The following is a 22,121-nucleotide window of genomic DNA, read 5'->3' as shown; positions in this document are numbered from 1 at the left end:
CGGTGGCATGACAGAGCTCCCGGTCATCCCGCGTACTGGAGGGGTCCCCCGGAGGCGTGGCCACAGGCCACGCCTTCCCCGATTCGCCCCCGCACGGGCCGGCGGCGCCAGACGCCGCCCCAAGCGCAAGGAGGTGACCATGCCGGTCATATCCACCCCCCAGGCATTCAACCAAGACGACCTCTACGTCGACCTCGAGGCGATCACCGGGCACCAGCTGTTCCTCAAATGCGAAGGATTCAACTTCGCGGGGTCCATCAAGCTCAAGGCCGCGACCGCAATGGTCGAGGCTGCCGAACGCGACGGACTGCTCACCCCCGGCTCCATCCTGGTCGAATCCTCCTCCGGCAACCTCGGCGTGGCGCTGGGCATGATCGCGGCCAGCAAGGGCTACCAGTTCGTGTGCGTGACCGACTCCCGCTGCAACCTGGCGACCCGGCTGCTCCTGAAGGCCCTCGGCAGCCAGGTCCGCATCGTCACCGAGCCGTCCCCCACCGGCGGCCTGCTCGGCGCCCGCATAGACCACGTCCGCGCCCTGTGCGCTTCGGACGACCGTTATGTCTGGCTCAACCAGTACACCAACCCCAACAACCACTTCGCTCACTACCGCACGACCGCACCGGCCATCGCCCGTGCCTTCCCCGACCTCGATGTGCTCTTCGTCGGGGCCGGCACCGCCGGCACCCTGATGGGGTGTGCCCGCTACTTCCGCACCTGGCACCGCCCGGTGCGCATCGTCGCGATCGATTCGGAAGGCTCCGCGACCTTCGGACACACGCCGAGTCGCCGCATGATCCCCGGCCTCGGCACCAGCATCCGCCCCCCGCTCCTCGACACCTCCTACATCGACGACGTGGTGCACGTCAACGAAGCCGAGACGATCCGCACGTGCCACCAACTGGCCCGTCACGGCTTCATCTTCGGCGGCTCCACCGGCACCGTCGTCAACGGCGCCACCCAATGGCTTGCCCAGCAGGACCAGCCGGTGACCGCCGTCGCCATCGCCCCCGACCTCGGCGAGCGCTACCTCGAAACCGTCTACCAGACCGACTGGGTGCAGGACCTCTACGGCGAGGACGTACTCCAGCCCCAAACCGTCACCGTCCCCGCCCCCACGCCCTGACCCGCCTGGCCGGACCCGGCCACGGCCACGGGCACCGGGCCGGCCGGCCGGTAGAGGAACCCCCGGCGCGTGGGAAGGACGGGGGCGGGCAGACGTCGTACGGATGATCCCGAACGGACGAGAGGTGTGACGATCCGATGACGGAGTACGAGCGCTCCCGCACGATCCCCGCGCTGCCTGAGCACGTCTTCGACCAGGCGGCCAATGTCGATCAGATGGAACAGTGGCTCCCACGCGAGCTGCACGTGGACTCCGGCGGGCCTGCCGTGAGCGTGCACGAGCACGGCGGAGAGGCCGGCGGGGGGGCCGTTCTCCGTGCCAGGGCGGAGCAGATGCGCCTCGAGTGGGGGACCCGGGAGAACGGCGGGTACACCGGATGGCTCCAGGTGGCAGGGCTCGACGGCGGTCCCAGCGAGGTCACGGTCCACCTGTCGTTCTTCGCCGGGACGAATGATCCCGGCGCGCAGGCGGTGAACGACGCCCTTGACCGCAGCCTGGCGCGCCTGGAGGAGCAGGTACGCCTACGCGTGGACGGCACGGGCGGCTGAGCGTCCGATAGCGCGCCGGGCCGGCGCCGGGCCACCAGCCCCGGGCCGGTCCGGCGCTCGCGCATCGGCCCGGCCCCTCATCAGCCCATCAGGCTCCTTGGTCGTCGTCGTGGCGGGCGCGGCCGCGCCCCGGCAGGATCTCCTGGATCTTTGCCTTCAGCCCCTGGCGCACCATGCCGGTCCGGTCGCTGTCGCCCTTGAGGATCGCTGCGGCGGTGGCCTCGATCTGGTCGAGGTCGGCGTGCGGGGGGATCGGCGGGACGGCGGGATCGGTACGGAAGTCGATGACGAAGGGCCGGTCCGCCGCCAGGGCCTGCTTCCACGCGGTGTCCACGCCCGCCGGCTCCTCCACCCGTACGCCGTCCAGCCCGATGGAACGCGCGAAGTCCGCGTAGGGGACATCGGGCAGCGCCTGGGAGGGCAGGAACTGGGGGGCTCCGGACATGGCACGGGTCTCCCAGGTGACCTGGTTGAGGTCCTGGTTGTTGAGCACGGCCACGACCAGCCGCGGGTCCTGCCATTCCTGGCAGTACTTGGCGGCGGTGATGAGTTCGGCCATGCCGTTCATCTGCATGGCGCCGTCGCCGACGATCGCCACCGCCGGGCGGTCGGGGTGGGCGAACTTGGCTCCGATGGCGTACGGCACCCCGGGGCCCATGGTGGCCAGGGTCCCGGACAGCGATCCGCGCATGGTTCCGCGCATGCGCAGGTGGCGGGCGTACCAGTTGGCGGCCGAGCCGGAGTCGGCCGTGAGCATCACGTCATCGGGCAGCAATGCGTCGAGGGCGTGGACGACGTGCTCGGGGTTGACGGGGTCGGCGCTGACGCCCGCCCGGCCTTCCATGACCTTCCACCAGCGCGCCGTGTCCTTCTCGATCTTCTTGCGCCACGGCCCGTGCTTCTTGCGCTTCAGCTGCGGTAGCAGCGCCTTGAGCGTCTCGTGCGCGTCGCCGACGAGATTCACCTCGAAGGGGTAGCGAAGGCCGATCATGAAGGGGTCGATGTCGATCTGCACGGCGCGGGCCTGGTCGAACTCCGGGAGGAACTGGGAGTACGGGAAACTGGAACCCACCACGAGGAGGGTGTCGCAGTCCCGCATCATCTCGTACGAAGGACGCGTGCCCAGGAGCCCGATGGAACCGGTGACGTACGGCAGGTCGTCGGGCAGGGCGTCCTTGCCGAGCAGGGCCTTGGCCACTCCCGCGCCCAGCACGTCCGCCAGTTGCACGACCTCGGCCCGGGCGTGGCGGGCACCCTGTCCGATCAGCACGGCGACCTTCTCGCCCGCGTTGAGGACATCGGCGGCCCGCGCGAGGTCGTCGGCGGAGGGCACCGGCGCGTAGGAGGGGCTGCCGAGGCTGGAGGGGACCATCTTGAAGGCGTGCGTCGGCGGGGAGTAGTCCAACTCCTGGACGTCGGCGGGGACGATGACGGCGGTCACGGTGCGCTTCGCGTACGCCGTGCGGATGGCACGGTCGATGACGTTGGGCAACTGTTCGGGGACGGTGACCATTTCGCAGAAGTCGGACGCCACGTCCTTGTAGAGACTGAGCAGGTCGACCTCCTGCTGGTAGGAGCCGCCCAGGGCGCTGCGGTTGGTCTGCCCCACGATGGCGACGAGCGGTACGTGGTCGAGCTTGGCGTCGTAGAGGCCGTTGAGGAGGTGGATGGCGCCCGGGCCGGAGGTGGCCGCGCAGACGCCGACCCGGCCGGAGAACTTGGCGTAGCCGACCGCTTCGAGGGCGGACATCTCCTCGTGGCGGGACTGCACGAACCGGGGCTTGTCGTCCGCCCGGCCCCATGCGGCCAGCAGACCGTTGATCCCGTCACCCGGGTACGCGAAGACGTGCTCCACGTCCCACTCGCGCAGGCGCTGGAGGATGAAGTCGGAAACCTTGATCGACATGTTGCTCCTTCTCGTGCGAGGGGTGCTCGCGATCGGTTCGCCCGTGAGGGGAGCCCGCCGGCCGGAGACGTCCTGGGCCTGCGCTCGCAGTTCTGGTGCGTCCGCCCGGAACGCGGCGGCGCATGTCACGCCGGCGAGCAGAGCCGGTCGGCCCCTCCTCTCCGCCTAACCGCTGAGGCGATGCGGAAACGTCCGTCCCCATCTCGTCGCGGCGACGCGAACCGCCGGGGATGCCCATGAGGCGGCGGCTCCGGGCCTTCAGCGCCGCCTCGCGGTCCGCCAGACCAGTACGGCGAGCGTCGCCGAGGTGAGCAGCAGGAAGCCGCGGCGCAGCAGGAGCCGGGCCGGCCCCCCGCCTTCCGGGGCGAGCCCGGCGGCGGTCCCCGGCGTGCCGGTGGCCGAGCCGACCAGCTGATCGGTGATGAGGGAGGCCTTCCGGCGCGCTGCCTGGGCCGTCGGCGCCCGGTCCTTGTCCGTCATCTCATTGCCCCTCTCGTGAAGGCCCGGTCCGCCTCGGAACAGATGAGCACGCGGCGGGCCGATGATCGCGAAAACGTCAGCATGTGGACTCAGCGGTCCCGGGTTAGGCGAGGAGGGCGGGCAGGACCTTTTCGCGGTAGGCGGTGAAGAAGTCTTCCTGGTGCTGGCCGATCTGTCCGACGTACACCTCGTCGAATCCGGCTTCCACGTAGGCCCGGATGGCATCGACGTGCTCGTCGGCGTTGGAGCCGCACGGTACGGACTCGGCCACTTGCCGTGGCGTGACGAGTTCACTGGCCTGCTCGAAGTGGGCCGGTGTGGGAAGGATCTGGTTCAGCTCGCCCGGCAAGTGTTCGGTGGCCCAGATCCGGTGAGCGCTCTCCACTGCCGCCTCACGGTCCCGGTCCCAGCAGACCTTCAGGCCTCCGACCACCGGCTTGCCCGCACCGCCCGCCTCGCGGAAGTTCCCGATGGCCTCGCCATCGGGGCTCATGGTGACGAATCCGTCTCCGATGCGGCCCGCCAGAGCCGCCGACTTGGGGCCGAACCCCGAGACCAGGACGGGAAGCGGTGCCTCGGGCGCGGTGTAGAGGCGGGCGTTGTCGACCGTGTAGTGCCGGCCCCGGTGACTGATCTGGCCGCCGGTGAACAGTTTCCGCATCACCTCCACCGCTTCCGCCAGCATGTCGGCCCGTTCCTCGAAGGCGGGCCACCGATCACCCAGAACGTGTTCGTTGAGGGCCTCACCGGTCCCCACCCCCAGTGTGAACCGGCCTTCGAGCAGCACGCTCGAGGTGGCGGCCGCCTGGGCGGTCACCGCTGGGTGCAGGCGCACGGTGGGGCAGGTGACCAAGGTGGTGACGGGGAGGTCGACCGTCTGGGACAGGGCGCCGATCATCGACCACACGAAGGGGCTGTTGCCCTGGATGCCGGTCCATGGGTGGAAGTGGTCGGAGATGGCCAAGCGGGTGAACCCCGCGTCCGCCGCCCGGCGCGCCTGCTGCAGGAGCTGGGCCGGGGTGAATTCCTCGCAGGCCAGAAAGTAGCCGAAGGACGTCATGCGCTCATTCCCTTCCCGTTCGTGGCCCCCCGCCTCCCGGCTACCCCGGTGGGGCGTCCGGACACTGCTGGATCGCCGAGAGCCGGCTGCGGGCCTTGGTGAGGGAGCGGGGCCGTGGGGGATCCTTCCAAGGGTTGTCCTTGAGCAGGTCGTCGGGCGCGGTGACGGTCCAGCGGCCTGCGGTGAGGTCCGGGTCCGTGACGTCCGCCCAGGCGATGGGCGCGGCGACGGGGCCGCCGGGGCGGGCGCGGACGGCGTAGGGCGCGACGGCGGTCTGGGCGTAGGCGTTGCGCTGGACGTCGAGGTAGAGCCGGCCCCCGCGGGCCTTCTTCCTCGGTTCGGTGGTGAGCTCGTCCGGGTGGCGGGAGGCGAGCAGTTCGGCGACGTCACGGGCGAAGCCCCGTACGTCGTCGAAGGGCGCCCGGCCGTCGAGGGCCACGACGATGTGGAGGCCGCGCGAGCCCGTGGTCATCACGAGGGAGGGCAGTTCCAGCTCGTCCAGCAGCTCGTGCAGGGCCAGCGCGGCCGTACGGACCGGGGCGAACTCGTCGCCGGGCGGGTCGAGGTCGAACACGAGCCGGTCCGGATGGTCGGGACGGTCGGTCTTCGACAAGAACCGGTGCGGGGTGATGCATGCCTGGTCGGCGAGGTAGAGGAGGGTGGCGGTGTCGTCGCAGACGGCGTACGTGACGGTGCCGCCCTCCTTGGGCAGCTCGGCTCGGTGGATCCAGTCGGGGAAGTGCCGGGGCACCTCCTTCTGCATGAAGGCCGGCCCGTCGATCCCGTCGGGGTGGCGCTCCAGCATGAGCGGACGGCCGCGCAGATGGGGCAGCATGCGCGGGGCCACCGCGCGGTAGTAGTCGGCGAGGTCGGCCTTGGTGATGCCCTCCTCGGGGAAGAGGACCTTCTCCGGCCGGCTCACCTCCACGGTGCGTCCGCCCGCGCGGACGGCCTTCGTCGTGCTCATCGCTTCCTCCCGGCGGGCTGCTCGCGGACCACCTCGCGGGCGGGTTTGTCCTCGCGCAGGCCGAGGTAGCGAGGGTGGCGCAGCAAGCCCGCGGTGGTCCACTCGGTGAAGGCGACCTGCGCGACGAGTTCGGGGTGCACCCAGTGGACGGCCCGCTCGCGCACCTCGTCGGCGGGGAAGGACGAGGTGCGCCGCGCGAGGCCGTCGAGGCGGTGGCGCAGGCTCCGCAGGGTGGCGGTGTCGAAGCCGGTGCCGACCCTGCCGGCGTAGCGCAGCACGCCGTCCTGGTAGTGGCCGAGCAGCAGGGCGCCCAATCCGACCCTCGTTCCCGCGGGCTCGGTGAACCCGCCGATCACGAACTCCTGGCCTCCCGAGCACTTGAGCTTGAGCCAGTCGGAGGACCGGCGGTGGACGTACGGTGCGTCGGCGCGTTTGGCGATCAGCCCTTCCCAGCCGCGGCTGCACGCCCGGTCGAGGAGGTCCTCGCCGTAGTGGTTGCGGTGCGGGGTGAAGCGCAGCGGCGGGCGGAAGCCGAACGTGTCGCGCAGCAGGGCCTTGCGGGCGCGCAGGGGCAGGGCGGTGGTGTCGCGACCGTCGAGCCGCAACAGGTCGAACAGGTAGTACGTGACGCGGACCGGGCTCGCCCCGACGGCGCTCGGGTCGGTGAGCCCCATGCGCTGCTGGAGCAGCGCGAAGTCGGTGCGGCCCCGCCGCAGGGCCACGATCTCGCCGTCCACCGTGAAGTCCCCGGGTGCCTGGGCGGCCAGTGCCTCGACGACCTCCGGGTAGGTGGCGTTGAGCGAGAGCCCGTTACGGGAAACCAGTCTCGGGTCCTCGTCCTGTCGGCGGGTGGCCAGGACGCGGACGCCGTCCAGCTTCCGCTCGAAGACCCAGCTCCCGTCCCCGTCGAACGCGCGGCGTGTGCTGAGCGTGGCGAGCATGGGCGTGAGCGCGTCCGCAGGCCCGCTCATTCCCGCTCTCCGTCCTGGCGCGCGGCTTCGACCGCCACCTGTCCGAGCGTGCGGCCGGTTCGGGCCGAGCGCGCCCGTCGGGGGTCGGGCGTGCCTTCGGAGACGGCGCGTTCGTCGGCGTGCTTGACCAGCAGCCACGCCTCGCGCCCGTCACCGCTGCCGTCGCCGTCGGCGCGGAAGCGGGTCAGCGAGTAGCCCCCGTGCAGCTTGCGGCCGTCCAGCCAGAATGACGCGTGCCCCTTCTCCAGCGCCCTGGCCAGGGGGATCTCCTGCCCGTCGCGGCCCGAGGAGAGGTTGCGGTACGTGCCCTCGTCCCACACGATCACCGTGCCGCCGCCGTACTCGCCCCGGGGGATGACGCCCTCGAACTCGCGGTACTCCAGCGGGTGGTCCTCGGTCGGCGTCGCGAACCGCTTGTCGTGCGGATCCTTCGACGGCCCCTTGGGGACCGCGAAGGACTTCAGCACCCCGTCGGCCTCCAGCCGGAAGTCGAAGTGCATGCTGCGCGCGTCGTGGATCTGGACGACGAACGAGGGCTGCTCGCCGGGCGGCGGGGACCGGCGGCCTTCCGGCTCCGCGGTCCTGGAGAAGTCGCGCCGCCGGTGATAGCGCGCCAGCGCCTCCCGCGCGCTCACGGCACCCTCCTCGCGGGCCCGGTGGCTCCACGCAGCCTGGCGGTCGACCATTCCCCCGCACTGGGTGCGGGACCCGGTTCGTGCCGGCGGCGTACGTACCCCGTCCGGTCACCGTCCACGAGCGCGGACGGGTGGCCGGCGGCATCCGTCCCGAGAGCCAGCTGGGCTTCGGTGTGCTCCCGCAGGATGCCGCGGAGGGCTTGCAATCCGGTGTCGTCCACGGCTTCGAGGCTGTCCAGGAGGTGGAGGAGCCGAAGGAGCCGCAGGGGCTGCGGCCGCCAGTTGTACGCGAGCACGGTGATGCCCTGCTCGCGGGCCTGCTCCTGGAAGTCGATGAGGCAGCGCAGGCCGGACACGTCCATGAAGGGGACGTGGTGCAGGTCGCACGCTACGAGGGCGACGCCGTTGCGCAGGACGGCGGCTCGGACCTCCGCGATCGCGGGTTGCGCATCGAGGTCGAGTTCCCCGGACAGGGTCAGGTGCACGGTCGGTCCGTAGCGCCTCACGGTGATCCGGAGCTCACCGCTGTCGATGGCGTCGATGGCGTCCATGGCGTCTCTCACCTCGCCAGGAAGGGAATGCCTTGGTGAACCTCTGCCCCGGGTCGGCCCGCGATACCGCGGGCGCATCCGGGAGGTCGATCCCGGGAGCGGGCTCGGCCCGCGCCCCTTTCCGAGCGGCCGCTGCCGTCTGAAGCGGCCACGCTGATCAGATTACCCGTGCGCGCATGGCGGCCACGATCGGGGGGAGCTGCGAGGTATGAGCAGAAACGTCCCGGAAGGCATCCCGGACCCGGATTCCCGGGAGGACGCGGAGGAGGCCCGTGTGACATCCGGCCCGAACCGGGTGGCGGCGCTTCGCCTCGTGCCGGCTCCGTGATCGAAGGAGTGGAGCAAGCCATGAGCAGCAGTACCGCACCGCACGGCGACGACGTCTACCAGTCGGCCGACCCGGACGATCCGGCCGTGTCGCAACCCGACATGGAGAACGCGCTGGACGAACCCGGTCTCGACGAGAACCTGGACACCGGGTATTCGCCGCCCGAAAGGCCGTGGGCGGTCAACGACCACGGCACGACACCGGAGGAACGGCACGCCGGGGAGAGCTTGGAGGGGCGTCTCGCCCGCGAGAACCCGGAGGTCGACGCCGACCCCGACGATCCGGCCCAGGACGAATTCGCCGACGAGACCGGTGAACCGGGCCAAGCGGGCCCCGTACGGGCGGGGCGGCTGGTCCTGTCCGAGGAAGCCGGTCCTGGAGGCCGCCGGTCCGTCCGGGCGCGCGACGTGGGCGTGAACGGAGGGGCCGCATCGGCGGAGGAGGCCGCGGTGCACCTCATCGAGGAAGAGGACGAGGAGCAGGAATCGGAAGGCGGCACCTGACGGCCGGGCGTTGGCCGAGGACGCGGAGACCTGGAGAAGAATGCGGCTGAGAACGAGTCGGCCCGACCGTCCGGGGTATCGCCGGGTGCGGCACGGGCGTGGCTTCCGCTACCTGGACCAGGCCGGCCAGCCGGTCACCGCGGAGGCGGAACTCACCCGGATCCGGAAGCTGGCGATCCCGCCGGCCTGGTCCGGCGTGTGGATCTGCCCCTGGTCCGGTGGTCACATACAGGCCGTGGGCACCGATGAGGCGGGGCGGCGCCAGTACCGGTACCACGATCTCTTCCGGGAGCGGCAGGAGGAGGCCAAGCACGAGCACGTCCAAGAGGTCGCCGCCCGGCTTCCGGTGCTGCGCAGGGCCGTCGAGGAGGATCTGGGCGGCAGCGGGCTGACCCGGGACAGGGTGCTCGCCTGCCTCGTCCGGCTGCTCGACCTGGGGTTCTTCCGGATCGGGGGAGCGTCGTACCGCCGCGACCACCAGGCGTACGGCCTGACCACCCTGCTGCGCGAGCACGCCACCTGCCGCCGGGGCGAGATCTGCTTCAGCTACCAGGGGAAGTCCGGCAAGGTCCAGACGTGCTCGCTGGTGGACCCGGCAGCCTACGCCGTCGTACACGCCCTGCTGAGGCGCAGGGACGACGGGCTCCAGCTGTTCGTGTACTGGGAGTCCGGGGCTTGGCACGAGGTCCAGGCGGACGATGTGAACGACTACCTGCGCCGCAAGTCCGGTACGGACCTCACCGCGAAGGACTTCCGGACCTGGCACGGCACCGTCCTGGCGGCCGTCGCCCTGGCCGTCTCCACCGGCGTGGCCGACGGGTCGCCGGGCCGTCGCAGAGCGGCGGAGGCCCGGGCGGTCCGCGAGGTCAGCTCGTACCTGGGGAACACGCCCGCCGTGTGCCGCGGCTCCTACATCGATCCGCGCGTCGTGGAGCTGTACGAGGCGGGCGTGACGGTGAAGCCGGCTCTGGACCGGCTCGGCAAGGATGGCGGCTACGGCAGCCCGGCCATCCACGGCGAGGTGGAGCAGGCCGTCCGCGAGCTCCTGACCGGGGGAGGGGCGACTGCGGCGGCCCGACCCGGGTAAGCGCCTGGACGTGGGCAGGTCCGCGGGAGACCAGGCGGCGACCGAGCTCGTGGGAACGTGGCGGAGGAGGAAATCGTGACTGCGACGCCAGGCGAACGCCGGATCGTACTCGTACGGCATGCCAAGTCCGTCCCGAAGGACGCCGCAGCCACCGACTTCGAGCGCCCACTGGCCGACCGGGGCCGGCAGGAGGCCCCGCAGACGGGCCAGTGGCTCGAGGACTCCGGCCGATGCCTCGACCTCGCGCTGTGCTCCTCGGCGCTGCGGACCCGCCAGACGTGGCAGCTGATGGAGGCCCGGCTGACCGGACCGCCGCCCGTGGTGTACGAGGACCGGCTCTACAACGCGGAGCGTGACGCCCTGCTCGCCGTACTGGCCGAGACGAGCGAGGCGGTCGGTGACCTGCTGTTGGTGGGTCACAACCCGGGCATCCACGAGGTGGCCGTTGCCCTCTGTGGGACGGGACCCAAGCGCCTCCTGGGCCGGATCCGCGACGGGTTCCCCACTTCGGCCGTCGTCGTCATCGAGCTGGCGGGAAACTGGCGTGAGGTCGAGCCCGGGGCCGGGCGGCTGATGGTGTTCTGGGCGCCGGGCGACTGACGGTCGCGCCGAGGAGACGGGCAAAGAGGCCAGCAGGAAGCCAGGAGTCCGCCGCGCCGAGTGGTAACGGCTGTTACCATGCCCGGTATGGCGAAGACACAGCTGGGCGCGCGAGTGGATCAGGATGTCGCGGAGCTCGCGCGCAGACGCGCGGCGGACCTCGGACTGAGCATCGGGGACTACCTCGCCAGACTCGTCCAGGACGACGCGAGCGGCCTCCGGGCCCGCGGTGTCGAGGCCGCTGCCCGCTTCCTCGCCGAGCACCAGAGCGTCTTCGACGAGGCCGAGGACGCACAGCTCGGTGGTTCGGGAGTGCGCGCAGCCTGATGGAACTGCACATCGACGTCCCCTGGATCCTGCAGGTCGCCGAAGCCGCGGGCGCTGACGACCCCGCTCCCGACGACTACGGAGTCCCCGTATCGGCGGTAGCCCGCCACAAGGCCGAGCTCTTCGAGGAAGCCGTCTACGAGGGCCCCTACGTCAAGGCTGCCGCCCTGGTGCACACCCTGGGCCGCTGTCGCTGGCTCGAACGCTCCAACCTGGCCGTAGCCGCCGCGACGGGCGTCATGTACCTGGAAGCCGCGGGCATCGCGGTCAAACCCACCCGCGACGACGCCATCGCGCTGAAGGACCTCCTTCTCGACCCGGCGTGCACCGCCGCGAAGGTCTCGGCCGTACTGCGTTCCTGGCCCACGGTCAGCTGACGGAAGGGCCACCCTTCCGCGGCGGCTTCCGGTACGCCGGCAGCCGCATGCACCGCCTCGTGTACGGGGCCGTAGGCTGCCGTGATGCGAGCGCGATACGGGTTCCTCGAAAGGCGTGTGGGGCGGCGCGGCCCGGCGGTCGTCGACTCGGTTCTGGCCCTGTCGTACATCGGGGTCGGGCTGTTGCTCGGGCAGGAGGACCCGCCTGCCGGATGGCACCGCCTGGACGCGTGGGGAGTGGCCCTGACCATCGGGGTGAGTCTCACCCTGCTGGCCGGCCGGCGCGCGCCGGTCGCCGCGTTCGCCTGCAGCGACGGACTGTGGATCTTGTACATCGCGTGCGGCTATTGGCCGGTGGTCAATTCGATGGCCCCTCTCATGGGGCTGTACCGGGTGGCGTCTGCCCGCCGGCCCCGCACCACGGCCGCTGTGACTGAGCGCGATAGTTGGCGCTTGAGCGCGCTACTTGGCGACTGGGCGCGATAGGTGGCGCGCAGGCAGCCGCTGAATCGCCCTGAGCAGGCTGTGGGCTGGACGCCGAGTCCGGCGCTGCCCCGGGCCGCCGTTGTCGCTCGGTGGCAGCGATCCCTCTATTTGGTGGCGGCAGCGCGGCCGGTGTTGGCGATCCTCCACTTGAGTGCAGACCACCGCGGCACGGCGTGATGAGGCCAGCGGCTCCGGATCCAGCTGCCGGCCGGGAGAACGCTGGGGCGTCCGTGCTGCAGGCTGGTCGCAGGGCGACCCTCCGCCCTGGGGGCCGCTGGCATTGCCCAGCCCGGTAGGGCTGGTGTCACAGGCGGCGGTTACGTTGCTGCGCGGCAGATGCGCGAGCGGGAGTGGGGAGCGGCAATGGTGGTCGTGGTGGGGTACGCGCAGGCGTGGGATCTGGAGGCCCGCGTGCCCTGGCGACCGCTATCGGTGGCTGAGGCTCGTGAGCGGGATGCCGCCGGGCTTCCGTACGTGGTGGTGTACCGGGCGGCGGGCCGGGAGGCTCCGTTGGAGGTCCGGCTCGTCTCCTGGCGGGACCACTATGTCGGGCTGTGGGTCTACGACGCTCAGGGCCGCCGAACCTATGACCTGGACATGCGGCTGTTGGACGACCCGGCGCGGCTGCTGCGCCGGTACACCGTCGGCTGGACCTACACCGGCCCGGAGATGGCGGAGTTCGACGGCGCGTGTCCGCGCATCACCGTGGAGCTCTTCCCGGACGGAAAGGGTCGGCGGACGGAGGAGCCCCAGGGGAAGGACGGGCGCTCGTACGTCACCGTACCCAGGGTCGGCGATGACGAGCGCTGGATGGATCGTTCTGTCTTCGGGGAGTGGCCGCTGCTCTCAGCCCAGGTCCACGGGTTCACGGAGCCGCCGGTCTTCGAGATCACCGAGGCGGCCGCGGCAGCCGAGGACGGTAGCGGGCTGGCGCCCGCCACCTGCTGGCGTCCGCCCCGTCCCGCGCAGCCCGGGCCGATCGGTGAGCTGTTCCGGCCCGGCGTGCGCGTGACCAACGGGTACCACCCCGAGATGACGGTCGTGGAGCCGCGTCGCATCGCAGGAACCTTGAGTGTGCCCAGCGGGCTGCTGGCCGTCTCGGGCCCGGACATCGACCACGGCGACGGACCGCACATCACGGTCCCCGTCCCGCCCGGTGAGTACGTACTGGAGGAGGCACGGGCCCGCCACACCTACCACTGCGAGTGGGAGGGAAGTGAGGTCACGCGTACGGACACCATGGCCGTCCGCGTACTCGTCAGCGAGATCCCCGCCGCCACCTGGGCCATGGCCCGCCGGCCCGACGACGACCCCCGCCTGCTCCGGGAGAACGGGATCTACGGCTTCGACACCGACGGTGCCACAGGCTGCTTCGCCGACGGCGCGGCCTGGGAGCCGCTTCTCGCGCTCTTCGAGAAAGGGCTGATGCAGGGAGACCCGGACCTGGACCCGGACGCGTACGAGGACATCAGCGACTCCATGTACCTGCTGCGCACCCGGGACCAGGCCACCGACGGCGAACTCGCGGCGTTTGCGACGACGGGGGACGGCACCTATCCCGTCTGGGTCGGCCGTTCCGAGGCGGGCGAGGTGGTCGGGGTTGTGGTGCTGGTGGAGAGGATGCCCGAGCTGCTGCCGGAGAGCGCCGCCGCCGTTGCCTGAGGTGCGCGGAGTCCTGGGACCTGGCGTCCCGTGCCGCTGGGCGGTACCTGTCCCTGCCGGCTCAGAATTGAGCATCGCAGTTGGCGGATGATGCCAACTATGGCGCTCAGTCACAGCTGATTGTGACTGAGCGCGATAGTTGGCGCTTGAGCACGCTAGTTGGCGACAGAGCGCGATAGTTGGCGCGCAGGGTAGCGGGCGGATTAGCCTGAGCAGGCCCTTTTCCGCGTTCTGCGGTTCTCGTGACGTTTCACGCGGTGTGCTGGTGGCATGACGGGTGCTGGCCTGGGGCGCGTGTGGTCTCACTGCTGTGAGTTCGATGAGCTGGTCGCGCCGTACACCGTGGCCTCAGGAGAGATCCTTGATCCATGCGCGGACTGGGCAGGTCGTTGGACGGCAACCTGGCAGGTCGACGGAAGCGACGTCGTCAGCCCTGTACGCGGTCTGACTGCCTTCCCTTGGAATCGAGCCCGGCCTGTTCGCTCGTTCTCGTGGCGGCCGGGACAGCGGCACCGGCCCGGGCTGGCGTTCATGGGGGCGACGGGACGTGGGCACGGCTTCGAGAGCTTGGCCGAGCGCCGCGCGCTGACCGTTCTGGACTTCTGCGGTCAGGTCCAGGATGTGCTCTCGCAGCCGTTTCGCCTGCGGTTCTTCGACGACGGGGTCCGCCGGGAACACATCCCCGACTTCTTGGTGGCTACCGCGGGATCGACGCTGTTGATCGACGTCCGCCCGGCACACCTCGTGAAGGAGTCGGACGTGGCCGTGTTCGCGGCGACCGGCCGGGTGGCGGCTTCCGCTGGCTGGCGGTACCTGGTGGTGACCGGCTGGCGGAACAACGTCGCGGACACCCTGGAGGTCTTGGCGCGCGGGCGTCGTCGGCACACGGATCCGCTGGGCCTGGAGGAGGAACTGCTCGCGGCGGCGGTCGGCCCCAGGCGCTTCGGTGAGCTCGTCGCGGCGACGGCGTGGCCGGTGCTGGCGCGGGAGGTCGAGACCGGATTCCGCAGCGGCAGCCGGCACTGGGCCCGCCCGGGTGAGCCCCGGCTGGCCTTCGATCCTGCGACGACCACCATCGGCGAGCGTCGACGGGCCAAGGTCGCCGAGCTCGGAAGGCTATCGGAGGCGGAGGCTGCCCGGCTCGGGCTGGATTCGGTCAGCGAGCGAACCCTGCAGCGGATGGCCGCCCGCTACCGCGAGTCGGGCCTGGTCGGGCTGGCCGACGGTCGGTGGACGCGGCAGGCCGGCGGCCACCCATCGGTATCGATCGAGGTGGAGGAGGCGATCCGGGCGGTGCACGAGCAGTGCCTGCGCCGGTCGCGGATCAGCATGGCCTCGCGGGAGCGGTTGATCCACCAGTACGTGCGGGAGGTGTTCCCGGACCGGGACGTGCAGGTGCCGCACCGAACGACGCTGGCGCGGGTGTGGCGGGAGTGGTTCGGGCCGGGCGGATCCCGACAGCGGTACGTACGCTCGGCCGCCGCGGTCCCGGCCTCGGCCGGGGCTCCGGTGATCGCGTCGCGGCCGGGGCAGGTGGTGGTGCTGGACTCGACGCCGTTGCCGGTGAAGGTCCTTGACGACGTCTTCGGCACCCCGATCACCGTGCACCTGACGATCGCGCTGGACGCCTACACGCACTCGATCGTCGCGTTCCGGCTCACGCCAGTGGCGGAGTCGTCGATCGAGGTGGCAATGCTGCTGCGGGACGTGCTCTCGCCGCTGCCCATGCGTCTGGGCTGGGGCGAGACCATGGCCTGGCCGTATCCGGGTGTTCCGGCCGCGCTGGTGGCGGACCTCGCGGGCGGGCCGGTGGCGGGGCTGCCGTTCTTCACCCCGGAGGCGATCACCGTCGACCACGGGTCCGCTTTCAAGAACCACCACCTGGTCCAGGTAGCCCGCACGCTCGGCGTGGACGTGCTGCCGGCCCGGGCGATGCGGCCGACGGACAAGGTGGCGTGTGAGCGGGCCTTCGCCGCGATCCAGTCCCTGCTCCTGGAACTCGTGCCGGGCTGGCGTGGGATCGACGTGGCTGACCGCGGCGCCGATCCGGAGTCGGACGCGTCGTGGACGGTGGCGGCGATGGAGCATCTGCTCGCTTCGTGGATCGTCGCGGTGTGGCAGAACCGCCGCCTGGACCAGCACGCCCCGGCCTGGGACCCGTCCGGGCGGCACAGCCCGAACACCCTCTTCGCCGCCGCGGCAGCCCGCGACGGCATCTCGCTACAGATTCCGCCGCCGCAGCTGTACTACGAGCTGCTGCCGGTCCACTTCGTGAAGGTCGACGCCCGGCGCGGTGTGAAGGTCGGCGGTCTCTGGTACGGCGCACACACTCCGGCGCTCGACCCGTGCCGAGGTGTTCCGGCGCCCCGCGGCGGCCGGCACGCCGGGAAGTGGGCGGTGCGCCGGGATCCCCGGGACTGCCGTCAGGTGTTCATCGAGCTCGAAGGGACCTGGCACGCGCTGCCGTGGAACGGCCTGCCGCCCGAGGGGACGGTGCCCGCGTTCGGGGATGCCCGCGTCGGGAGGTCCTCAAGGAGGCAGCCCGGAACGGGCTCAAGCCCCGCACGGACGCCGAGCTGCTGCCCGTGCTGCTGGACCTGCTGGCCGAGGTCACCCCGGTCAAGGGCTGGCCCGGGCGTCCCGAGGCCCGCAAGAAGGCCGCCGCCCGGGCCCGCGAGCTCGCCCGAGCCCGGGCGGCGGCCACAGACCGTCCCGAAGCCCAGCCCCCGCAGTCCCCATCAACGGAATCCGAGCCGGGACGTGAAGTCGCCGCGGCAGTCGCCGCGGATCGCTGGCGACGGCGTACTGCCGCGGCCGCCGGTGCCTGGCCCGTCGCCGCGCCACCGCTCGGCGACACCCTGGCCGCCCGCGCGCTCTACCCGGCCGCGCGGCCCGCGCCCGACGAGGAAGACGGATACGAAACTGTCGAACCAGCCACCGGGCAGAGCGCGGAGGCCGAAGGGGGTGCGCAGTGAACGGTGATGTTCAGCGGCGGGACACTGTGGCCGGGTGGGATGCATGGCGGCGATCCCGGCATAGTTTCGAGCCGGCGGCACGGCTGTCGGCGGGAGCGTGGCGGGGGATGTCAGAGGCGGAGAAGGCGGTGTGGGACTTGGCGCGGGCGGCCACCCACGCGAACCTCCCGCTGCTGGGAACGCCGATGAGCCGAGCGGTCGACCGTCTGCTCTCCGCACGGATCAGGCAGAACGCCTTCAAGAGCAGGCCGGGCAACGCGGGCCGGGGTGATGGTGTCCGGCGGCGGCTACCAGGGCAAGACGGAGACCGTCTGCGAGATCGCCGCGGCGTTCGAGGACTCCTGGCGCGCCCTGCACGCCACCAACCCGCAGGCCGTGCCCGGTACCCGGGACCTGTGGGTGCCGGTCGCCTACGTCCAGACCCCGGTGACGGCGAAGCCAAAGAGCACCTGCAAGGCGATCCTCGACTTCTACGGCACCCCCACCAAGCGGATGGACCTGCCCGAACTGATCCGGCAGGTCGCCGCCTCCCTCGCCGATCACGGCACCAAAGTGCTGATCTTGGACGACATCACCAGGCTGCGGATGCACCGTGTCGATGACCAGGACACCCTTGACCTGATCCGGGCGTTCATGTCGATGCACGTCACCCTCGTCCTGGTCGGGGTGGACATCCCGGGCTCCGGCCTCCTGCGCGAAGGCCGCAGCCCCACCGTGTCCGGCACCGGGCGGCGGCCCGTCAACGGATGGGAGCCGACTCAGACCGAGCGGCGCTTCGACCTCGTCGAACTGGACCGGTTTCGCTACGACACCCCTGAACAGATCATGGCCTGGACCTCCCACCTCGCCGGCATCGAGAACCACCTTCGGTTGCTGAAGGCCCAGCCCGGCATGCTCCCCGCCGGCACCATGCCCGAGTACCTCTATGCACGCACCGACGGAGTCGTTGGGCTGCTCGAGCGCCTCATCGAGGACGGCTGCACCCACGCCGTCGCTACGGGCACCGAGGCCCTCACCTCCGCCCTGCTGGACGAGCTGCCGCTGGCTCTGGCCGAAGCCGGCCGCCACCGGGCAGCCGACGAGGTTCCCGAACTGCCCACCCCGCGCCGGACCCGGGCCACCGCCCGCTCCAGGCCAGGACGCCGCAACGGCGCCTTCGACGATCCCGGTCCCGCCGCTCAGCCCGCGGTTGGGCCGTGACCGGCAGCGGCCCGGCGGCTGGCCGTGGACTTGGTCCAGCCTCTCGCGGACGCCACCTGGGTCTACCCCGCCGGGAGGACGGCGTGAGCGCCGGGCGCCGGCAGCCGCGCCCCGAGGACCTGGACGGCAGCCAGCTGGAGCAGGCGCGGCTTCGGGTGGCCCACCTGCTCGAAGTGGAGACGGGATACCGCAGCGGCAGCCGCTACTGGGCCCTGCCGGGGGAACCCCGGCCCGAGTACGACCCCGCCCGTACGTCCTTGGGGGAGCGGCGTAGGGCGAAGGTGGCTGAGCTGGAGGCGATGGGACGGCAAGAGGCCCAGCACCTGGGTCTTGCTTCGGTCAGCGAGCGCACGCTGAAGCGGATGGCCGCCCGCTACGCCGAACACGGACCGATCGGGATGGCGGACGGACGGCGCCCGCCAGCGGTACGTGTGGTCGGCGGCCGCGGTGGAGACGGGCTGGGGCAAGGTGGTGGTCAGCCGGCCGGGGCAGGTAGTGGCGCCGGAGACATCCCCGTTCTCGTCGACGGAGGCATCCGCACCGGTACGGGCGCACTGACGGCTCTGGCCCTCGGCGCCGACGCGGTCCTGACCGGGCGGCCGGTCCTGTGGGCGCTGACCGTCCGGGGCCGCGAGGGCGTGCGGAGCCTGTTCGACTCCTACCGTACCGAACTGGCCGAGGCCATGGCCCTCGTGGGCGCCCGCTCGCCTGAGAAGATCGGCTTCGACTTGGTGGCCCCAGGCAGCTGACCGGTCACACCGAGTACTGCTGCCACAGCTTCACGGCCGTCTTCGGGTTGGACGCGGAGTTGGACTTGTTCGCCACCAGGCAGCGGTACTGCTTCCCCTGGTAGGAGACCCGGTCGTTCTCCGCGTACTGCCGGTTGACTTTCCAGTCCGAAAATCCTGCTGCCATGTCGCGGTACCTTTCATCGGGCCGACCCGCTGCCGGGCCCGCCTGAATCCTCGCACGTCGGAGCCCTGGTCGGCCCGGAGCGGGCGCCGCCCCGCCCGGCTGGCGCCCGCGGCACCTGGCCCGCCCCAGCACAGACCTGGCCCGCCTCGCCGCACCTCGACCTGCTCCCACCCGCCCACACTCCCGAGCCCAGGCCGACGGGCTCCTGCAGGTCGATCTGTGAGCCGAACGCTTCGGTAGCTTGTCCCCGCGGAGCACTGAGGAGGTCTTCGAGGGTTCGGAACTCGTCTTCTCCGCGACAGGCGGTGCCTGGAAGTGCTCTTCGGCCCTGGAGCTGACCGGCCGGGCTGAACGCTGGGACTTGGCCGGTGAAGGCCGACCGCGACCGTTCTCGCTGGGACTGGTCTCCGCTGGGAGGGATCGGCCCGCTCCCCGGTTCGGGATGAGCCCGCAGCAGGTAGCGGCCGCGGTGGGCGGCGAAGTGCCGGCTGGCAAGCAGAGACACCTGGCAAGCAGCGACACTATCCCGGCGGCCGGTCAGAGGCGCATCAGGACCGAACAGGTATACCGCCGCGCCGAGGGCCGTCATCCGATAGACCTTGGTCTTCGGCGCGCTCGTCCGATCGTCACATCTACCCCGGTGGCAGGTGCTGGTACGCGAGCGACAGCACCGGCACGCTGTCTCCGTTGAAGTGCCACAGCGCACTCGTGTACCAGAGGACCACCACCACGACCACCAGCGCGCCCCCGGCCAGTGGCAGGGCCCAGCCCGGCAGGCGCCGGCTCTGCACCAGCAGGACCTTGGCGGCGAACGCCCCGTAGAAGAAGCAGCCCGCGATCGAGTGCACTGCCACACGCGAGCCGGACAGCTGCACGCCATACGCCTGGACGCAGTGCACCGCGATCGGGACTGTGAGGGCGAACAGCACCACACCGCCGATCCGGTGGGTCATCGGCACCGGGCCCGGGACCTGGCGCACCCCGGGCAGCCGCCGGTACATCCACAGCGCCAGCAGCAGCTGGATAGCGGCCATCCCCAGGAGGCCGGTGGCGAGCTGTGCCTTGAGACGCACGGCATCGGCGCCCGCCTGGCCGAACAGTGTCGCGGTGTAGTCCGGCGTGTTCGCCCGGCCGAACAGGAACACGGCGACGAAGACGGCGGCGGCAGCCGCGAGCGCCAGTGCGAGAGCGAGCCCGGCTTCCGGGCGGCGCAGAGCGGGCCGGGCGTGCGACATGGTGCTCCTCGTCTCGGAACGCTGAGGGTTGGCGGTTTTCCATCCCTTGTACTCGCCTGGTGCGGCAGATGGCGGCCGACACGGCCGTAGCGACGTCGACCCCTCATAGGTCAGGAGGGCGACCGTTGCCCAGCGGCCGGGGACGAGCCGGCGGGTTCCACACGCTCGCCGTCGCCCTCTAGGGCCTCGCAGCAGGTCAGCGGCGTCCGAAGGCATTTAGCGTTCTAGTACTCCAGTCATACTTCGCGATCTGGTTCGATGGCCCATGGGGGCGACTCGCCTCGGCTGGATCGCAGGGGGGACGGATGAACGAGCGCACGGTCATGCTGAACATGCTCGCGCAGGACTTGCGTCCGATCGAGCAGGGTGTCGAGTGGTTCGAAGCTCTGTCGGCTGAGAACCAGTTCGAGGTCCTGCGGGAGCTGTGCGGACACTGCATGCAGGCCCGCGCGACGGAGGAGGACGGGCCCGAGAGCGTTCGGCGCGCCGGCCTTCGGCCGACGTATACCCCCGCAGTTTTGATCACGCGTGGGCAGCTGAACGTGCAGCTGGGAAAGATCATTAATCTGCCGCAGGACGAGCGGGTGAAGTCATTCCGGCTGTTGGTCGCGCTGCTGGGGGTGTCGGACGAGCGTCGTCGTGAGCGGTTCTGCGCTGACGGGTGTGGTCATGACTGGCACCAATTGGCGGGTGGAACCGATCCGGGAGCGGCCACCGCGTGATCATCAACGGTTGTGTGGACTTCTGAAGATGGGGCTTTGGCCGCGGGCCATGGCGTAGACCCTGCTCGTTGGCGGGCGATGTTCGACCAGGCCATGGCCCGTATCGCCTGCCGGTTCCGGCGGGTCGAGCCGAGAGCCACAGCGCGGGCTTTCGTGCTCGGACTGCTGTCCGGCGCAGAGCGCAAGAACTGCTGGCAGCTGGCTGAGGAGGCTGGCCATTCCCGCCCCGGCGCGATGCAGCGGCTGCTGCGAAACGCGCGCTGGGATGCCGAGGAGATACGCGACGATGTCCGCGCCTACGTACTGGAGAGTCTCGGCGGTGACGGGGTGTTGATCGTGGACGAGACGGGGTTCTTGAAGAAGGGCCTACATTCTGCGGGCGTGCAGCGGCAGTACACCGGGACCGCCGGGCGGATCGAGAATGCCCAGGTCGGGGTGTTTCTTGCCTACGCGACCGCACGGGGACGGGCACTGATCGACCGTCGCCTCTACCTTCCCGAGCGCACCTGGTGCCAGGACGGCGAGCGTCGCGCGGGCTCCGGAGTTCCCGGGCACGTCGAGTTCGCGACGAAGCCCCGCCTGGCCCTGCGGATGATCGAGGCAGCTCTGGACGCCGGGTGCACCTCCTCCTGGGTGACGGGGGACGAGGTCTACGGCCAGGACCCGCACCTTCGCTCAGGTCTGGAAGCGCGCGGGGTCGGCTACGTTCTGGCAGTCGCCTGCACCACCAGGGTGCGGATCAATCAGGACCGCACTGGGGTCCAAGCTGATGCCGTGGCCGCCTATCTGCCCAGGGACGCCTGGCACCGGCAAAGCGCCGGCGCCGGAGCGAAAGGCCCGCGCTATTACGACTGGGCCTGGATACAGACCGGAGCCGACAAGAACCGGTGCCTGCTGATACGCCGCAAGCCCACCACCGGCGAACTCGCCTTCTACCTGTGCTGGTCGCCGGGCGCGGTAGCCCTGTCCTCGTTGGTCCGCGTCGCCGGGACCAGGTGGTGCATCGAGGAGTGCTTCCAAGCCGCCAAAGGCCAGGTCGGCTTGGACCACTACCAAGTCCGCCACTGGACCTCCTGGCACCGCCACATCACCCTGGCCATGCTCGCGCTGGCCTTCCTCGCGGCCGTAGCGGTCAGCGCCAAGCCCGGCCGAAGCCCCGATCCGAGCCGTCCTGCCCACAGCAGCGGCCCGATTGACCTGACCATCCCGGAGATACGCCGCCTCGTCGGCATGCTGTTCCGACGGCCGACAGCACCTCTGCACAGCCTTCTGAACTGGTCAATCTGGCGCAGACTCCACCAAGAACAGGCCAGACGCTGCCACTACCAACGGCGACTCAGCAGCTACCCGGAGACCTAAATCACGAAGTCGCACTGGAGTACTAGTTGTCCCCTCGGGCCAAGTGCAGCGCTAAGTCACACTGATCAGGCCCTTTTCCAGGTTCTACCTCTGATCTTGGCCAG

The 22,121-nt window shown here is 70.8% G+C and carries 23 protein-coding genes; 14 read left to right on the top strand and 9 right to left on the bottom strand.

The window, feature by feature from the left end; genetic code table 11:
- The first annotated feature begins 139 nt into the window (after positions 1–139).
- Together sbnA and J7E97_RS07670 are read left to right on the top strand one after the other, a co-directional pair.
- Positions 140–1,123, top strand: coding sequence for a 2,3-diaminopropionate biosynthesis protein SbnA (gene sbnA, locus J7E97_RS07675; RefSeq protein ID WP_215023728.1), 984 nt, complete (start codon positions 140–142; stop codon positions 1,121–1,123).
- A gap of 137 nt (positions 1,124–1,260) precedes the next feature.
- Entirely contained in the window at positions 1,261–1,671 is a 411-nt protein-coding gene (locus J7E97_RS07670; protein WP_215023727.1) for an SRPBCC family protein, read from the top strand.
- Between the two features lie 88 nt (positions 1,672–1,759).
- Here the strand turns inward: J7E97_RS07670 and J7E97_RS07665 are convergent, their stop codons facing one another.
- The 7 genes from J7E97_RS07665 to J7E97_RS07635 form a co-directional block, all read right to left on the bottom strand.
- The gene (locus J7E97_RS07665; protein ID WP_215023725.1) at positions 1,760–3,577 is read right to left on the bottom strand and encodes a thiamine pyrophosphate-requiring protein; all 1,818 of its coding nucleotides are present in this window, start codon (positions 3,575–3,577) and stop codon (positions 1,760–1,762) included.
- Positions 3,578–3,835: 258 nt separating this feature from the next.
- Positions 3,836–4,057: a hypothetical protein gene (locus tag J7E97_RS07660; protein WP_215023723.1), complete on the bottom strand. Its 222-nt coding sequence runs from the start codon at positions 4,055–4,057 to the stop codon at positions 3,836–3,838.
- A gap of 103 nt (positions 4,058–4,160) precedes the next feature.
- Positions 4,161–5,117, bottom strand: coding sequence for a TIGR03557 family F420-dependent LLM class oxidoreductase (locus J7E97_RS07655; protein WP_215023721.1), 957 nt, complete (start codon positions 5,115–5,117; stop codon positions 4,161–4,163).
- Positions 5,118–5,157: 40 nt separating this feature from the next.
- On the bottom strand, positions 5,158–6,084 hold the full coding sequence (gene ligD / locus J7E97_RS07650) for a non-homologous end-joining DNA ligase (protein ID WP_215023719.1): 927 nt from the start codon (positions 6,082–6,084) through the stop codon (positions 5,158–5,160).
- Entirely contained in the window at positions 6,081–7,055 is a 975-nt protein-coding gene (ligD, locus tag J7E97_RS07645) for a non-homologous end-joining DNA ligase (RefSeq protein WP_215023717.1), read from the bottom strand. The genes ligD (J7E97_RS07650) and ligD (J7E97_RS07645) overlap by 4 nt, the downstream gene beginning before the upstream one ends.
- Positions 7,052–7,690, bottom strand: coding sequence for a DNA polymerase ligase N-terminal domain-containing protein (locus J7E97_RS07640; protein WP_215023715.1), 639 nt, complete (start codon positions 7,688–7,690; stop codon positions 7,052–7,054). The genes ligD (J7E97_RS07645) and J7E97_RS07640 overlap by 4 nt, the downstream gene beginning before the upstream one ends.
- A complete protein-coding gene (locus J7E97_RS07635; protein ID WP_215023713.1) occupies positions 7,687–8,241 on the bottom strand; it encodes an STAS domain-containing protein in 555 nt (184 codons plus the stop codon). Before J7E97_RS07635 ends, J7E97_RS07640 begins: the two co-directional genes overlap by 4 nt.
- A 348-nt stretch (positions 8,242–8,589) precedes the next feature.
- Between J7E97_RS07635 and J7E97_RS07630 the strand changes: the two genes are divergently transcribed.
- From J7E97_RS07630 to J7E97_RS36770, 10 genes are all read left to right on the top strand, one after another.
- Complete coding sequence (locus J7E97_RS07630) at positions 8,590–9,072, top strand: DUF5709 domain-containing protein (RefSeq protein WP_215023711.1); 483 nt, start codon at positions 8,590–8,592, stop codon at positions 9,070–9,072.
- Positions 9,073–9,112: 40 nt separating this feature from the next.
- Entirely contained in the window at positions 9,113–10,159 is a 1,047-nt protein-coding gene (locus J7E97_RS07625; RefSeq protein ID WP_215023709.1) for a DNA topoisomerase IB, read from the top strand.
- A 72-nt stretch (positions 10,160–10,231) separates the two neighbouring features.
- Positions 10,232–10,759: a histidine phosphatase family protein gene (locus tag J7E97_RS07620; protein WP_215023754.1), complete on the top strand. Its 528-nt coding sequence runs from the start codon at positions 10,232–10,234 to the stop codon at positions 10,757–10,759.
- Positions 10,760–10,846: 87 nt separating this feature from the next.
- Complete coding sequence (locus J7E97_RS07615) at positions 10,847–11,086, top strand: hypothetical protein (RefSeq protein ID WP_215023707.1); 240 nt, start codon at positions 10,847–10,849, stop codon at positions 11,084–11,086.
- Positions 11,086–11,463, top strand: coding sequence for a fic family toxin-antitoxin system, toxin component (locus J7E97_RS07610; RefSeq protein WP_215023705.1), 378 nt, complete (start codon positions 11,086–11,088; stop codon positions 11,461–11,463). Before J7E97_RS07615 ends, J7E97_RS07610 begins: the two co-directional genes overlap by 1 nt.
- A gap of 84 nt (positions 11,464–11,547) precedes the next feature.
- Positions 11,548–11,949, top strand: a complete 402-nt coding sequence (locus J7E97_RS07605; RefSeq protein ID WP_215023703.1) for a hypothetical protein — start codon at positions 11,548–11,550, stop codon at positions 11,947–11,949.
- A 363-nt stretch (positions 11,950–12,312) separates the two neighbouring features.
- Positions 12,313–13,611 (top strand): DUF4241 domain-containing protein, encoded by a 1,299-nt coding sequence (locus J7E97_RS07600; RefSeq protein WP_215023701.1) that lies wholly within the window; start codon positions 12,313–12,315, stop codon positions 13,609–13,611.
- 270 nt (positions 13,612–13,881) lie between these two features.
- Positions 13,882–16,593 carry a TnsA-like heteromeric transposase endonuclease subunit gene (locus J7E97_RS07595; RefSeq protein WP_215023699.1) on the top strand — a complete coding sequence of 904 codons (2,712 nt, stop codon included), beginning with the start codon at positions 13,882–13,884 and terminating at the stop codon, positions 16,591–16,593.
- A 263-nt stretch (positions 16,594–16,856) separates the two neighbouring features.
- Positions 16,857–17,786 carry a TniB family NTP-binding protein gene (locus J7E97_RS07590; protein WP_251054052.1) on the top strand — a complete coding sequence of 310 codons (930 nt, stop codon included), beginning with the start codon at positions 16,857–16,859 and terminating at the stop codon, positions 17,784–17,786.
- Between the two features lie 83 nt (positions 17,787–17,869).
- The gene (locus J7E97_RS36770) at positions 17,870–18,535 is read left to right on the top strand and encodes an alpha-hydroxy-acid oxidizing protein (protein ID WP_308346424.1); all 666 of its coding nucleotides are present in this window, start codon (positions 17,870–17,872) and stop codon (positions 18,533–18,535) included.
- Between the two features lie 4 nt (positions 18,536–18,539).
- Here J7E97_RS36770 and J7E97_RS07580 read toward each other — a convergent pair whose 3' ends face one another.
- Positions 18,540–18,701: a carbohydrate-binding protein gene (locus J7E97_RS07580; RefSeq protein WP_215023695.1), complete on the bottom strand. Its 162-nt coding sequence runs from the start codon at positions 18,699–18,701 to the stop codon at positions 18,540–18,542.
- A gap of 632 nt (positions 18,702–19,333) precedes the next feature.
- The gene (locus J7E97_RS07575) at positions 19,334–19,936 is read right to left on the bottom strand and encodes a DUF6529 family protein (RefSeq protein ID WP_251054050.1); all 603 of its coding nucleotides are present in this window, start codon (positions 19,934–19,936) and stop codon (positions 19,334–19,336) included.
- Positions 19,937–20,241: 305 nt separating this feature from the next.
- Between J7E97_RS07575 and J7E97_RS07570 the strand changes: the two genes are divergently transcribed.
- Positions 20,242–20,658 carry a DUF5958 family protein gene (locus J7E97_RS07570; RefSeq protein WP_215023693.1) on the top strand — a complete coding sequence of 139 codons (417 nt, stop codon included), beginning with the start codon at positions 20,242–20,244 and terminating at the stop codon, positions 20,656–20,658.
- 93 nt (positions 20,659–20,751) lie between these two features.
- On the top strand, positions 20,752–22,017 hold the full coding sequence (locus J7E97_RS07565) for an IS701 family transposase (protein WP_215023748.1): 1,266 nt from the start codon (positions 20,752–20,754) through the stop codon (positions 22,015–22,017).
- The last annotated feature ends 104 nt before the right edge of the window (positions 22,018–22,121 follow it).

Source organism: Streptomyces sp. ISL-66, from assembly GCF_018614135.1.
In the GTDB taxonomy this organism is placed as follows: Bacteria; Actinomycetota; Actinomycetes; order Streptomycetales; family Streptomycetaceae; genus Streptomyces.
Note: the sequence above shows the minus strand (reverse complement) of the source record. Positions and strands in the feature narration are given on the sequence as shown.

What these genes read in the sequence shown, in the direction of transcription:
- J7E97_RS07655 (WP_215023721.1), bottom strand. Translation starts at nt 5,117, where the DNA reads ATGACGTCCTTCGGCTACTTTCTGGCCTGCGAGGAATTCACCCCGGCC.
- J7E97_RS07590 (WP_251054052.1), top strand. Translation starts at nt 16,857, where the DNA reads ATGGTGTCCGGCGGCGGCTACCAGGGCAAGACGGAGACCGTCTGCGAG.
- J7E97_RS07635 (WP_215023713.1), bottom strand. Translation starts at nt 8,241, where the DNA reads ATGGACGCCATCGACGCCATCGACAGCGGTGAGCTCCGGATCACCGTG.
- J7E97_RS07670 (WP_215023727.1), top strand. Translation starts at nt 1,261, where the DNA reads ATGACGGAGTACGAGCGCTCCCGCACGATCCCCGCGCTGCCTGAGCAC.
- J7E97_RS07625 (WP_215023709.1), top strand. Translation starts at nt 9,113, where the DNA reads ATGCGGCTGAGAACGAGTCGGCCCGACCGTCCGGGGTATCGCCGGGTG.
- J7E97_RS07665 (WP_215023725.1), bottom strand. Translation starts at nt 3,577, where the DNA reads ATGTCGATCAAGGTTTCCGACTTCATCCTCCAGCGCCTGCGCGAGTGG.
- J7E97_RS07605 (WP_215023703.1), top strand. Translation starts at nt 11,548, where the DNA reads ATGCGAGCGCGATACGGGTTCCTCGAAAGGCGTGTGGGGCGGCGCGGC.
- J7E97_RS07565 (WP_215023748.1), top strand. Translation starts at nt 20,752, where the DNA reads ATGGCCCGTATCGCCTGCCGGTTCCGGCGGGTCGAGCCGAGAGCCACA.
- J7E97_RS07595 (WP_215023699.1), top strand. Translation starts at nt 13,882, where the DNA reads ATGACGGGTGCTGGCCTGGGGCGCGTGTGGTCTCACTGCTGTGAGTTC.
- ligD (WP_215023719.1), bottom strand. Translation starts at nt 6,084, where the DNA reads ATGAGCACGACGAAGGCCGTCCGCGCGGGCGGACGCACCGTGGAGGTG.
- J7E97_RS07580 (WP_215023695.1), bottom strand. Translation starts at nt 18,701, where the DNA reads ATGGCAGCAGGATTTTCGGACTGGAAAGTCAACCGGCAGTACGCGGAG.
- J7E97_RS07575 (WP_251054050.1), bottom strand. Translation starts at nt 19,936, where the DNA reads ATGTCGCACGCCCGGCCCGCTCTGCGCCGCCCGGAAGCCGGGCTCGCT.
- J7E97_RS07630 (WP_215023711.1), top strand. Translation starts at nt 8,590, where the DNA reads ATGAGCAGCAGTACCGCACCGCACGGCGACGACGTCTACCAGTCGGCC.
- J7E97_RS07660 (WP_215023723.1), bottom strand. Translation starts at nt 4,057, where the DNA reads ATGACGGACAAGGACCGGGCGCCGACGGCCCAGGCAGCGCGCCGGAAG.
- J7E97_RS07570 (WP_215023693.1), top strand. Translation starts at nt 20,242, where the DNA reads ATGAACGAGCGCACGGTCATGCTGAACATGCTCGCGCAGGACTTGCGT.
- J7E97_RS07610 (WP_215023705.1), top strand. Translation starts at nt 11,086, where the DNA reads ATGGAACTGCACATCGACGTCCCCTGGATCCTGCAGGTCGCCGAAGCC.
- sbnA (WP_215023728.1), top strand. Translation starts at nt 140, where the DNA reads ATGCCGGTCATATCCACCCCCCAGGCATTCAACCAAGACGACCTCTAC.
- J7E97_RS07600 (WP_215023701.1), top strand. Translation starts at nt 12,313, where the DNA reads ATGGTGGTCGTGGTGGGGTACGCGCAGGCGTGGGATCTGGAGGCCCGC.
- J7E97_RS07615 (WP_215023707.1), top strand. Translation starts at nt 10,847, where the DNA reads ATGGCGAAGACACAGCTGGGCGCGCGAGTGGATCAGGATGTCGCGGAG.
- ligD (WP_215023717.1), bottom strand. Translation starts at nt 7,055, where the DNA reads ATGAGCGGGCCTGCGGACGCGCTCACGCCCATGCTCGCCACGCTCAGC.